Source organism: Vibrio sp. QJM3NY_35, from assembly GCF_057785915.1.
On sequence record NZ_CM173508.1, the window covers coordinates 1,700,745 to 1,713,736 of the forward strand.

A 12,992-nucleotide genomic window follows, 5' to 3' on the forward strand; every position below is an offset into this window, starting at 1 on the left:
CGAATCGTAAACATAGACCATTTAGATGCTTTTCATACGTTATTGGGGTGTAAATAGAAAAATCCCCTCCAGCAGAACTAGAAGGGATCTCATTGTATCAACACTAAAAGTCTTTTAAGCTCGTCACTTTTGAAACCATAGCTCTTCAAAACGAAAAGCTTTGATGACGAGCAGAACTTGTTATTTAGTAATTTTCTTTTGAACGTATTTTTGGCTTACATCCACTACCGCAACATCTCTAAAGAAGCTTCTACCCAACAGAAGTGGGAAAGAAAGATGCGTTCGGTCCGCTAGAGTAAACTCAGTCTTGTCTTTCAGGTCACCTATTTGAATTGAAGCGACAACCACAGCACGTCGCTGTGTACCTTCCGCGCTCGACTGCTTGATCTTAACCCAACGCTCTACCGGTAAGCTGATCTCTTCCGTTGTGATGCCGTCGTGTTCGATTTTGAACTTAACCCAGTCTTTGCCGTCACGTTCAAAATCAACAATATCAACCGCACTGATTGAAGATGTTGTTGCACCTGTATCTACACGTGCTTTAAACGCTTCTTTCAAGCCAGGAACAAACACCCACTCTTCTTCACCAAGAATCAGTTTGCCATCGCTTGTTTTAGTCGGCTTTGGAGCTGGCTTTTCTTCAGGCTTTGGTTTCGCTTCTGGCTCTGTCGATTTTACTTCTTCAGGCTTTTCCGTAGGTTCGGTTACTTTCTCGCCTTCAGTTGCGTCAGTCTTCGAAGAGTCATCAACAACAGGTTGTTCTACTTGAGGCTTTTGCTCTGGCTCAACAGGAGCTTGAGTTGTAGCCGAACAAGCAAACAGGCCACCACTTAGCATTAAAACTACAATCGCTTTCCAGTTATACATTCAGTCACCTTCTATTTTGAAACGTTGGCTATCGCTTTTGCTACATAAGGAATATGAGATTCGGAAAGGCCTGCGATATTGATGCGTCCATCACCAACACCATAGACTCCATATTCTTCACGTAATTGATTCATTTGAGTTTCTTTAAAGCCTAGTACACTAAACATGCCTTTATGGCTTTCAATGAAGTCAAATTGTGACGTGTTATAAGTATTTCGCAATTCATCACATAAACTTTGGCGCAGATTTAACAAACGTTGCTGCATTTCACTCAATTCTTGCTTCCAAATCGATGTTAGCTCTTGATTCTGAAGAATTGTTTTAACCAAAGCGGCACCATGATCTGGCGGCATAGTGTAAGTTGAACGAGCTAGTGTAAGAAGCTTACCTTTAGCATTACCAACGTGTTCGCTGTTCTTGCCAATCACGATAGCGGCACCCGTTCTTTCACGGTATAAACCGAAGTTCTTCGAACAAGATGTTGTAATTAACATCTCTTCGACATTGTTAGCCATGTGTTGAAGACCTTTAGCATCTTCTTCTAGGCCATCACCAAAGCCTTGGTAGGCGATATCAACGAACGGCAAGAAACCATTCTTCTGCGATAATTTGGTGATTTCCTGCCACGCTTCAAAGTCGATATCCGCACCCGTTGGGTTATGGCAGCAACCGTGCAGTAATACCACGTCTGATGGACCCGCTTTTGAAAGGTCATCCAACATTTTAGCAGTATCAACTTGCTTCGTTTCAGGACTGAAGTAATTGTAGTATCGAACTTTTAAGCCAGCCGCTTCCATCACCGGCTTGTGGTTAACGTAGCTTGGGTTTGAAATCCAAACCGTGGTGTCTGGTTGAGAGACTTTCATTAAGTCACCCAACATGCGAAGTGCACCACTTGCACCCGGTGTTTGAATCGCAGCAACTCGATCCATTGCAGAAGTCCCTTTAAGCAGCAGAGCAACCATGCTCTGATTAAACTCTTCACAGCCTGCTAGGCCAACGTACGCTTTAGTCTTCTGTGTTTCAACAACGATATCTTGAGCCTTAGAAACGGCTTTCATGATCGGTGTTTCGCCTTGGTCGTTTTTGTAAACGCCAATGCCTAAGTCGACTTTATCAGTACGAGTATCGCCGCGGTAAGCAACAGAAAGAGATAGAATTGGATCTAAAGTTGGTTTTGGTAGATGTGAAAACATGAAAGTCACAACCCTTTGAAATTCAAGTAATGAGTTTCACGTTAACATTATCGTAGACAAATCAGAAACATTTTTTAATAGAAGCGCTTAGTTAAAATAAGTAATCAGAGATTGGTCATTTTACGTCACGAAACAGCGCAAATTTCGAACAATTTTAATGCTTAATCAAAAGATCAGTAGCTTGTTTAAAAAGTACCTTGTTGATTTTCGGCTAAATGTCTTGTTTGAATTGCCTTGGTGTCATTCCCGACCAAACTTTAAATCGAGTACTAAAGTTAGCCGCATTCGGATAACCCACAATCTCGCCGATGTGTTGAATCGACCAGTCACTCGATTTCAATAAACGTGCTGCGTATTCCATTCTCATGCGCATGATATGAGTCATTGGGCTGTGTGAATAATAGCGCTGGCACAAACGATGGAAATGCGGCTCTGAGCACGGGAACAAGCTCGCAAGCTCGTGAACATTCCACTCTTTATGGAGCTGCTTTTGTACGTTGTCGAACACGCGTCTTAAACGAATTAAATTACGTGATTGCTGCTGCGGGACTGGGGCATTAATCATGTACTCTATTTGAGCGACACTGTGATTGGCGATCGCTCCCCCCAAATTGATGGGTAAGGCAATGCTTCTCAATAGAGTGTAAATGCACGACGAGACGACTTCTGCGGCCGGAGACAACGTGTAACTCACTTCATCACTCACCACTTTGTCCCATTGTTTATCGGGCGAGAGAAAGATCCATGCGATTTGCCATGTCTCTTCTTCAATCCCAAAGCCATTTTCTGTGCCCGCAGGAACTATAATGCATGACCCTGGCTCTAGAATATAGCGACACGCCCCACTTTCTAACCACCCTTTGCCCCTAACCGTGTATAGCAGCATGTGTTTCTGTGGATTCTTCCGATGGACAGAAAAGAAATCTCGGCACGACGCCGTCCCACACTGAACGATACCCAATTCTTCGAATGCCAATACATGGCTTTGATCGACAAACTCTTGGTGTGTCAGATCAGAGATCTCATACCTTTCGTGTTTCTCACTCATTTCACTGGTCGCTCATTAGGTTTGTCTTCAATTAAATCGCCACATTAGTCATTCGATAATTTTGAAGTAGATGATTTTTAAAACAGATCGTTTTGAAAAATAGACAGCTTTTAAAAATAGATAGTTTGGCAAAAGTTTGTGATGAACCTGAACAATACAGGCAAAACAAATGCCGATAAACTTCTCGCATATTAACCACAGGGGAAATGCGATGCGCTCGACATATCGTCATCTAGACAAAGATTTTTGGCAAAAGCTTTTACACATCGGTTTGCCTGTATCGCTACAAACCATGTTGTTTTCATTACTTGGCGTAGTCGATATTTTTATGGTTAACCAACTGGGTGATTCTGCAACCGCCGCTGTTGGCGTTGGCAACCGCATCTTCTTCTTCAACTTGATCATGGTATCCGGCATTAGCGGAGCTGTGAGCGTGCTAGCTTCGCAATGTTTTGGCGCAGGTGATTTCAACGGAATTAGACGCACATTAGCGCAATCATGGGCATTGTCGATCTTTGCCATCATCCCCTTTGTGTTCATCTATACATTGGTTCCTGAATCAGTGGTGTCTGTAGTGGCCTCAGACCCTGATTACGTCCGATTGGCAACGGATTACCTTTGGATAACAGGAGCCAGCCTTATTGGTACGGCTATCGTAGTGCCACTAGAAAGCGCACTGCGATCGGTCGGCGAAGCCAAGCTACCTACCAAGATCAGCATCTGGGCGATCATCATCAATGCGATTCTCAATGCATTTCTGATCTTCGGATTATTCGGCTTCCCAGAGTTAGGTGTGGTTGGCGCGGCGATCGGTACTACGGTGTCTCGATTCTTTCAAACGATAGCCCTGCTTGTTATGGCAAAGAAACACTACGCCCACCTATTCCCAACACTAAGCAATTGGCGCGATGCAATATTGCCTAAGCATAGAAAGAAGTATTTCAAGATAGCGATTCCGATGTTGATTCATGACACGGCTTGGGCGGGTGGCATTCTGATTTATAACGTTATTGTTGGTCAGATGGGTGTTGGCGAGCTTGCGATCATTTCACTGTTATCGCCTGTCGAAAGCATCTTGATCTCGGCGTTCATGGGGTTTGCAGTCGCGGCTTCGATCATTTTAGGTAACGAGATCGGCGCGAAGAACTATCAACGTGTTGAGAATACTGCTTGGGGTTATGTCTTGGTCAGTTGTGGGCTCGCGGCTTTACTAGCCTTATTTTGCTGGTTTGCTAAACCAGCGATCGTATACATGATCGGTCTTACTCACTTAGAGCTTAAAGACACGGCCGTTAACGTCACCTTAGTCATGGCACTCGGCATGATACTAAGAGTCTTCAATATGGTTGGTATTGGTGGCGTGCTGAAAAGTGGTGGAGACATCAACTACAGCATCTTCATCGACCTGTTTGGCCAATGGGCAATCGGTATTCCCCTTGCCTACTTTACTGCGCTGGTGTTGGGTTGGCCGCTAGAATGGGTTTTAATGATTGTGCTGCTGGAAGAGCTAGCCAAAATAGTTCTGACCAGTCATAGGATTCAATCTAAGAAATGGATAAACAACCTAATCGACGAGCCTGAGCACATTCCTATTTAAGCAAGCGCCAAACTGACATAGACGTACAGGCGATCGATTCAAAAGAACTCACACCCAAGGGCTGATTCGTAGCATTGCGCTAACGATGATGCCCTTTTTTCTGTTTCTGTTTCTGTTTCTGTTTACGAAAGTACTAAATCAGAACACGCTTATAAGTCAGTAAATCGATGAATGATTTGGTTTGAACTACCACGCCAATCCAACATTGGATCTGCTTTGTCTTGCTCAAAGCGACCGTCAATTAAGGTATCAACGTATTCAAGCACTTGCTTCTGCTTTTCATCGAGTTCGCTGAGTTCATAGCCAGTCCACATCCAGATGTCTTTACCTTCACATTCTGCTTTCACACGCTGAACCAACTTAAACACTTCAGATACGTTTGCAGGATGCAGAGGATCACCACCAGAAAGCGACAAACCACGACGCTTGATTCGCGGATCATTGAGATCAGCAATAATATGGTCTTGCAGTTCTTGAGTAAACAAATGCCCAGAGTCCAACCTTTGCGTTGATTGGTTATAACACCCGCGACATTGGTGTACACAACCCGACACAAACAAAGTGCAGCGTGTTCCAGGGCCATTTACAACGTCGATTGGGTGATATTGGTGATAATTCATAAGGCAGTATTGAAAACTCGTTATTGCTTAATAGTTTGAAGCGAAATGCTGTAACAACTGAAACGAAAGAATTGGTACCGACATAGCGCCGATACCAATCTTATTTCTTGAAACGTAGATCTTCTAAGTTAACTAGCTAAAGATCGCAGACCTTAACTAAGATCCTTCGTTAGGTTAAAGATGCTTCACGCGGCGTTTAACTTCTTCTTGCTTACCGAAGTTAAAAGGTCGTGCATCTGGGCTACCAAGGTAACCACAAACACGGCGCGTCACCGACACTTTGGTTGAGTCGTGGTTGCCACACTTAGGACACGTAAAGCCCTTACTTGTACAGTCAAACTCACCGTTGTATCCACACTCGTAACACTCATCAATCGGCGTATTGGTGCCGTAGTAAGGAACACGTTTGTAGCTATAGTCCCATACGTTTTCCAGTGCTTCGATGTTCTTCTGCATATTCGGGAATTCGCCGTAACAGATGAAACCACCGCTAGAGATTTCAGGATAAGGCATCTCGAAATCGATCTTGTCGTATGGGTTCACTGTCTTCTGCACATCTAAGTGGAAGCTGTTTGTATAGTAACCACGGTCTGTTACGCCATCAATCACACCAAATTCTTTGGTGTCGATGCTACAGAAACGGCTACATAGGTTTTCACTTGGTGTGCCGTATAGGCTGAATGCGTAACCTGTCTCTTTAGTCCAAGATTCCACTTCACGTTTCATGTACTCCACCAGCTCAAGCGCTTTAGCACGCATTTCGCCATCGTCGTACAAGTGAACGTCAGTACCGTAAAGTGCTGTCATCGCTTCGTGGATACCAATGTAACCAAGAGAAACAGACGCGCGGCCGTTCTTGAAGATATCGGCAATAGAGTCGTCTGCTTTCAAGCGAACGCCACACGCACCTTCCATGTATAGAATTGGGGCAACACGCGCTTTCACGTTTTCTAGACGAGAAATACGAGTTTCTAGAGCGCGACGAGCCAGCTTCAGTTTTTCGTCAAGCAGTTCGTAGAACTTAACCATATCTTGCTTCGCGTTAATCGCGATACGTGGCAAGTTCAAGCTAACAACACCTAAGTTGTTACGGCCTTCGTGAATCAACTCACCGTTTTCTTCGTAAGTATTCAAGAAGCTACGGCAACCCATAGGCGTTTTAAATGACCCTGTCACTTCTACTACTTTGTCGTAGTTAAGAATGTCTGGGTACATACGCTTAGACGCACACTCAAGCGCTAATTGCTTGATGTCGTAGTTTGGATCTTGCTTCTGGTGGTTCAAACCATCTTTGATTGCAAACACCAGTTTAGGGAATACCGCTGTTTTGCGGTTCTTACCCAAACCTGCGATGCGGTTCTTCAAGATAGATTGCTGGATAAGTTTTGAACCCCAGCTTTCGCCTAGACCAAAACCAAACGTAACGAATGGTGTTTGACCGTTAGCCGTGTGTAGCGTGTTTACTTCGTATTCCAAAGATTGGAACGCGTCGTAACACTCTTTCTCGGTACGAGAGATAGCAAAAGCTTCTGGGCTATGAATGTCCCACTCTTTCGCTAGCGATAAGTGCTTTTCGTAACTCGCCATCACGTAAGGTTCTAGAACCTCGTCGATACGGTTAATCGTTGTGCCGCCGTAAATGTGGCTCGCCACTTGCGCGATGATTTGCGCAGTTACCGCTGTTGCCGTAGAAATCGACTTAGGTGTGTCGATTTCCGCGTTACCCATCTTGAAGCCATGCGTTAACATGCCTTTCAAGTCGATAAGCATACAGTTAAACATTGGGAAGAACGGTGCGTAATCTAGATCGTGGTAGTGAATGTCACCACACTCGTGAGCTTGTACGATGTCACGCGGCAAAATGTGAGTTTTTGCATAGTGTTTAGCCACGATACCCGCCAGCAAGTCACGCTGAGTTGGGATAACTTTACCGTCTTTGTTGGCATTCTCATTGATCAGATCAACATTGCTTTCTTCGATCAAACCTTCGATCTCACGAGTTAAAGCGCTTTGCTTCTCACGGGCGATGTCGCGGTCATGACGATATTCAATGTAGGCACGAGCTAGAGACTTGTATGGTCCCTGCATTAGCTCGTTCTCGACCATGGTTTGAATTTCAGAGATATGAACTTCATCGTAGTCTTCGAGCTTCAACTCAACTGCTAATGCCACATTCAGTGCATAAATAGCAATTTCCTTATCGGCTTTGTCTGACGCTGCTTCCACTGCAGCTTGGATGCGATCTCTACTGAATGGAGCTCTTGAGCCATCACGCTTGATTACGATTGATTTCACCACTTCTCCTTACTCTTGAGGTATTCACAGACTTATCCACAAACACACTATATAGAGCGATTTATCGTTTAACTAACACTAGATATTGTGGCGTATTTAACGAGAACCACCAACTTTGAGTATTGATTTGGATCAATAAAACTCTCACGCTGACTAAGATCAATTCAATATTATTACGCTAGTTCTCAAGTCGAAAAGAAACAATGTAACAATAAAAAAATTACTAAAAAGAGTTGAATTTTTGGTAAGTGTTGTAGGATAACGGCTCAACTAAATTGGACGACAAAATTAGGGATATTTGGGATGAAACGACTTCAAAACTGGATAATGTTAGCTTGCTTACTCAGTAGCCAGACATTTGCTGAACCTTTGACCATATCCAGTTGGAATATCGAATGGTTATCAACCAACGAGGCTGTGAATAAGTTTTCAGCCCAACGTGATCAAGCTGATTTCGACAAACTTGAAGAATACTTTCAATCCTTAAATGCGGATGTGGTCGCCTTTCAAGAAGTCGACGACGTAAATGCCATTCAGCGTGTGGCTAGTGATCAATACAAGATATTGATGTCTGACCGAGCATTACCAGAAAACAGTAACCGCCAGTTCAAAGAAGTGAACCAATACACTGGGTTTGCGGTTCGTAAAGAAGTAACCCTCACCGACTACGCTGACTTTCCTCTGGAATCGAGTTCTAACAGCAAGCTTAGGTTTGCCAGCTATATCGTTATAGAAACAGAGACTAAACCCATTCATATGCTATCGGTACATTTAAAAGCGGGCTGCAGCGGCGCTTACAAGTCGAACCGCGATTGTTCAAGACTTAAAGACCAAGCACAACAACTTAATAAGTGGATTCAACAAAGAGAAAGAAACGGTCAGGATTACGCGATACTAGGCGACTTCAACCATAACCTATCCTACTCAAGAGATTGGATGTGGAAAGATATAACGCAAAATACCGATGCCCAGTTGGCAACAAGAAAAACTCGAGCAGATTGTAAGGTGCGATCTAACCGCAATAACCATCGCACGCACCAGTTCCGCTCTGTGATTGATCATATTGTAGTGAGTAAGTCGCTAAATGCTTCTCCTGCAAAGCAGAAGGTATTTGAAACGCAGGATGTGCTTGATTACAAACTTAGCGACCATTGCCCAGTTTCAACGACGATCAACAAATAAGTTTCAGATATCCTCAGATAATCGAAAATAGTAGATACGGAAAGAGGCTGACTGGCTTTTTACTTAAAGCGAGTCAACCTCTCAAATGGTCATATCAGCCTATCGGATAAGCAATATCCACACTGCTAGCAGGTTTTATTCGTACGTCCCGCCAGCCACATTCCCACCAGCATGCTTAAGACGAACAGCCATACCGTTGGGTTACCGCCACTAAGGCTGGTTACTGCAGGGCCCGGGCAAAAGCCTGCAATCCCCCAACCTAAACCAAAGGCAGTTGAACCTAGAATCAGCTTTCTGTCGATTAGCGGATTGTTATGGCTATCTAACGGCTCGCCATTGATGGCTTGAGCGCGCTTTTTAATGACCAGATGATAAAACGGTGCGAACACCAATAACGCTCCACCCATCACGAATGCCAAGCTGATATCCCAGTCGCCAGTAATGTCTAAAAAGCCAAGTACTTTGTTCGGATCAACCATGCCTGAAATGGTCATGCCAGAGCCGAAAAGAAGACCTGCGAGCAAGCCAATAACGATAGTAAACGAAGAGTTTTTCATTACGCCCCCAAACCAATCAGATTCTTAACCAACACAGTTGCCATTGCCACACCCATAAACACACAAGTCGCGACAATTGAACGTTTAGACAAACGTGCCATTCCCACAATGCCATGGCCGCTCGTACAGCCATTTGCAACCTTAGTGCCGAAGCCCACCAAAAGGCCGGCTATGATAACCACTGCAAAGTTGATTTCTTCTAACTGAGGAAGTTGATAGCCAGTTGGAATCAACAACCAACCGCTCACAACCATTCCGACAACAAAAGCAAGTCGCCAATGTTTCTCGGTTTTCTCAATGCGGAAGTCCGAGCTGGATTCAGATCCTGATTCTAAGCTTTTATTCTTTCTAGATGGCAATAAGCGACTAACGATTCCGCTGATTCCCGCAACTCGCCCGATGCCCAACATCAGAACAATTGCCGACGCGCCTAGCAGCATGCCACCAAAAAATGCATCCCAAGGTATAAAACTAATCACTGACCTCTCCTATCCACAAACTCAAATCTAACTCACCACTATTTAAATTAGAGTTTACTAATAAATATAAATTAGTCAATGCTAATGTAACGCGCTATGTTTCGGTTTGCAAATCTAGTGTCTAAAGCCAAAAGTCGAAAAGCGTCCCCCATAAAAAAGCCCCTAGGCGTTAACCTAAGGGCTTAAGATTTATTCTGTCTTTGGAAAAAAAACAGCTATTTGATCTTGTTCTTCTCAGCAATCCACTGCGACATGTACTTAGTGCTCGCCATGCTGTGGTGCTTCAGCATAGAGCCAATGAAGTTATCCAGTCGATGTGATTCAAGCTCGGACTCTAGCGCAATCAAACGCTCGATCAATTTGTCACCCAGTTGATTCTGCTCGTAGTGCGCTTCAAGGATCGCATGACATTGGCTTTGTGCCTTCAGCCACTTCTCTTCATCTTTATAGAGGGCAACGGCAGCTTCAACAAACTCGTCGATATCGCCTGCAACTGCGCCAGGCCATTGCAACTCACCTTGCGGTAACATGCCTTCACTACCAATTTCGCTCGTCACATTCGGAGTTTGTAACTTCATCGCATCAAGCAACTTGCCTTTAATTCCCGCGCCAAATCGTAGAGGTGCAACACACACACGTGCCTGCTCCATCACTTCTTGAGCGTCTTTTGCCCAACCTTTGATATGGAAACCGGTTTTAGGGTTGTGTAATGCAGTCGCTTTTGGCGGCGGATACGATCCATAAATATGAAGTTCAGTGTCAGGTAGCTGTTTGCGAATCTTCGGCCAAATCTTCTGTAACTGAAGCACAGCATCCCAGTTAGGTGCGTGTCTAAAATTGCCTATCGTCATGAAGTGCTTACGTTCTTCAAAGCTTTTCGTGCTTTCAGGTAGCGTATTAAGATCAACCATGAAAGGCAGATGATGAAGCAGTTTGGGATCGATATTGAACTCAGATTGAAGAAGTTCCATCTCGTAACTTGAAATGATCAACGAAAGATCACAGCGTAGAATCGCGGCAATTTCACGTTTAGCCAAGTCGCTGTACAAGTGTGCTTTGGTCAGTTCCGTTTCTTTCTTAACGGCTTCGTGTCGAGCATTACGTAGAAACTGTAAGTCTTCCGTATCCAGTAACTTAAAGGCATTCGGGCATACTTTCTCGACACGCCAACCAAACTGTTCTTCCATCATAAAACGGTCAAACATCACGACATCGGGCTGCAGCTCTTCAATATAATCGTCAAAGCTATCGCAATTTAACTGTATAGATTGGCTTGTAATGCCCTCTTCAGAGAGATCAATCATGTGCTCGGTTTCTTGAGCGGGTGTTGCAAATTCAACTGACCAACCTTGTCTCTTAAATAGACGTAAAAGAGACATCATGTGGCTGCCAGCCGCCGATGAATTCGGTTCTGGCCAAACGTAGCCTATTGCTAAAACTTTCTTCAAAACACTTCCTAAGAAATAACAAAAGGGACTGTAGAAGTCCCTAATTAAACGTAAATCAATTTATACCGCTGATTATAATTGGTTCTAAAAACTCAGCGATCAGATTCGCTCACCTACATTGCGAACTATCATAAGCACTTCATCAGCAGAGTACAGGTTTGAAATCGTGGTTTCGACTTCTGCACCCAGCGTCGATTGATAAAGCTTTTGTGCAAAGTTGTCTGCTCTGGTGGTCACCAATACATGTTTTAGCGTCGAGCACGGCAAGTTGCTCTAGTTCTAAAACAGCTTCAGGTCTAAATCCGCTTTTCTGAACCCAGATGATGTAACCCACGACCTCGCCTTCACTCTCCGCAACAAAGTTAAGAAAGCGTGGTGCAGCGCTTAAGTTACATTGTAACCAATATTTTGAGTTTTGCTGTCGAACAAAAGTAGCTTGGTGAACTAAAGCCGCCCCATCAAGGTCGGCTTTTGTCATAAAACGAACTTGCGCGATGCTACTACCCATTCTCAGAATTAGGACGCGTTTTACAGTGTAAAATGGCTCTTTCTAAAAGCTCTAAAGCCGACTTATCTGCTTCTGGAAGCTTAGCATCTGATTGACCTAGCGGCTCAACACGGCTACCCCATTTAATATGGCCAGCACCCCACGTTAAACCCGCACCAAACGCTGCAACAAGAATATTGTCGTTAGGCTTAACGAAACCTTGCTCTAGCGATTCACACAATGCGATTGGTACAGTCGCAGCGGATGTGTTGCCGTAATTTTGGATGTTAACAAACGCTTTATCGCGATCGATACCCGCCATATCACACAGAGTTTGAATGATTCGGATGTTCGCTTGGTGCGGAATCACAACGTCAATGTTGTCGGTTGAGATACCAGTGCGGCTCAATACTGTATGTGCCGCTGCGCCCATGCCTTTCACTGCACGTTTGAAGATCTCTTTACCAACGAAGTCAAAGTCCCAATAACCGTTGTCCGCAGCAAAACGATCCATAGATGTACCGAATTTTGGTACCGCTAGAATATCACGACCTTCAGCATCACAACCGATCTGAGCTTCTTGTAAGCCAACTTGTTCTTCGGTGCGGGATAGAACCACAGCGCCAGCGCCATCACCGAAAAGAACCGCGGTATCACGCTTGGTCCAATCAATGAAGAATGACAAACGTTCTGCGCCCACAACGATAGCGTTGCGGTAGTTACCCGCTTGAATCAGTCGAGTCGCCGTTTCAACACCGTAAATGAAGCCAGTACATGCCGCATTAAGGTCGAAAGCCGCTGCACTCTTAATGCCTAGATTCTGTTGAACCTTAGATGCGGTGTTTGGGATAAGTGAGTCTGGGCTGCACGTCGCGATGATAACAAGATCGATATCTTCAGCCGTTAGGCCAGCACACGCCATTGCATGTTTCGCTGCAACAGTCGCAAGTTCAGAGGTATTTACATGACTGATACGACGGTTTTCGATACCAGTTCGAGTTCGAATCCACTCGTCAGACGTATCAATGAAAGTGCTTAAATCATCATTGGACAGCACGGCTGGTGGCAGACACTTTCCCCAGCCAGTAATTTCGGCGTAAAATTTTGTCATCATTTACCTGTTTATTGTTTGTTTTTATTTAAGTATCGTATTCTTGTTTTAAACAGTATAAGCGCTCTGTGCGTGATTCGTAAATCGCGTTAGCCACGGAGTTGC

At 44.4% G+C, this 12,992-nt stretch carries 11 protein-coding genes and 1 pseudogene; 2 read left to right on the forward strand and 10 right to left on the reverse strand.

The window, feature by feature from the left end; all coding sequences use genetic code 11:
- Positions 1-180 precede the first annotated feature (180 nt).
- The 3 genes from AC3CH3_RS22745 to AC3CH3_RS22755 all read right to left on the reverse strand — a co-directional run bounded on the left by AC3CH3_RS22745 (position 181) and on the right by AC3CH3_RS22755 (position 3,111).
- Positions 181-867, reverse strand: a complete 687-nt coding sequence (locus AC3CH3_RS22745) for an ATP-dependent zinc protease family protein (RefSeq protein ID WP_488538525.1) — start codon at positions 865-867, stop codon at positions 181-183.
- Positions 868-878: 11 nt separating this feature from the next.
- Entirely contained in the window at positions 879-2,063 is a 1,185-nt protein-coding gene (locus AC3CH3_RS22750; RefSeq protein ID WP_488538526.1) for an amino acid aminotransferase, read from the reverse strand.
- 211 nt (positions 2,064-2,274) lie between these two features.
- Positions 2,275-3,111 (reverse strand): AraC family transcriptional regulator, encoded by an 837-nt coding sequence (locus AC3CH3_RS22755; protein WP_488538527.1) that lies wholly within the window; start codon positions 3,109-3,111, stop codon positions 2,275-2,277.
- Between the two features lie 169 nt (positions 3,112-3,280).
- Here AC3CH3_RS22755 and AC3CH3_RS22760 point away from each other — a divergent pair, with 169 nt between their 5' ends.
- Positions 3,281-4,708 (forward strand): MATE family efflux transporter, encoded by a 1,428-nt coding sequence (locus AC3CH3_RS22760; protein ID WP_488538528.1) that lies wholly within the window; start codon positions 3,281-3,283, stop codon positions 4,706-4,708.
- Between the two features lie 149 nt (positions 4,709-4,857).
- Here the strand turns inward: AC3CH3_RS22760 and nrdG are convergent, their stop codons facing one another.
- Positions 4,858-5,328 carry an anaerobic ribonucleoside-triphosphate reductase-activating protein gene (nrdG, locus tag AC3CH3_RS22765; protein ID WP_488538529.1) on the reverse strand — a complete coding sequence of 157 codons (471 nt, stop codon included), beginning with the start codon at positions 5,326-5,328 and terminating at the stop codon, positions 4,858-4,860.
- A 174-nt stretch (positions 5,329-5,502) separates the two neighbouring features.
- The gene (gene nrdD / locus AC3CH3_RS22770; RefSeq protein ID WP_488538530.1) at positions 5,503-7,623 is read right to left on the reverse strand and encodes an anaerobic ribonucleoside-triphosphate reductase; all 2,121 of its coding nucleotides are present in this window, start codon (positions 7,621-7,623) and stop codon (positions 5,503-5,505) included.
- A gap of 303 nt (positions 7,624-7,926) precedes the next feature.
- Here nrdD and AC3CH3_RS22775 point away from each other — a divergent pair, with 303 nt between their 5' ends.
- The gene (locus tag AC3CH3_RS22775) at positions 7,927-8,805 is read left to right on the forward strand and encodes an endonuclease/exonuclease/phosphatase family protein (protein ID WP_488538531.1); all 879 of its coding nucleotides are present in this window, start codon (positions 7,927-7,929) and stop codon (positions 8,803-8,805) included.
- 125 nt (positions 8,806-8,930) lie between these two features.
- On the opposite strand, the gene AC3CH3_RS22780 is transcribed toward AC3CH3_RS22775, so the two are convergent.
- The 5 genes and pseudogenes from AC3CH3_RS22780 to AC3CH3_RS22800 form a co-directional block, all read right to left on the reverse strand.
- Positions 8,931-9,362, reverse strand: a complete 432-nt coding sequence (locus AC3CH3_RS22780; RefSeq protein ID WP_488538532.1) for a DUF6691 family protein — start codon at positions 9,360-9,362, stop codon at positions 8,931-8,933.
- Positions 9,362-9,841, reverse strand: a complete 480-nt coding sequence (locus AC3CH3_RS22785; RefSeq protein ID WP_019822733.1) for a YeeE/YedE family protein — start codon at positions 9,839-9,841, stop codon at positions 9,362-9,364. Before AC3CH3_RS22785 ends, AC3CH3_RS22780 begins: the two co-directional genes overlap by 1 nt.
- A 215-nt stretch (positions 9,842-10,056) precedes the next feature.
- Positions 10,057-11,289 carry a glycosyltransferase gene (locus tag AC3CH3_RS22790; RefSeq protein ID WP_488538533.1) on the reverse strand — a complete coding sequence of 411 codons (1,233 nt, stop codon included), beginning with the start codon at positions 11,287-11,289 and terminating at the stop codon, positions 10,057-10,059.
- A gap of 99 nt (positions 11,290-11,388) precedes the next feature.
- Positions 11,389-11,767: pseudogene (locus AC3CH3_RS22795) on the reverse strand (GNAT family N-acetyltransferase).
- 22 nt (positions 11,768-11,789) lie between these two features.
- The gene (locus AC3CH3_RS22800) at positions 11,790-12,887 is read right to left on the reverse strand and encodes a beta-ketoacyl-ACP synthase 3 (protein WP_488539091.1); all 1,098 of its coding nucleotides are present in this window, start codon (positions 12,885-12,887) and stop codon (positions 11,790-11,792) included.
- Between the last annotated feature and the right edge of the window lie 105 nt (positions 12,888-12,992).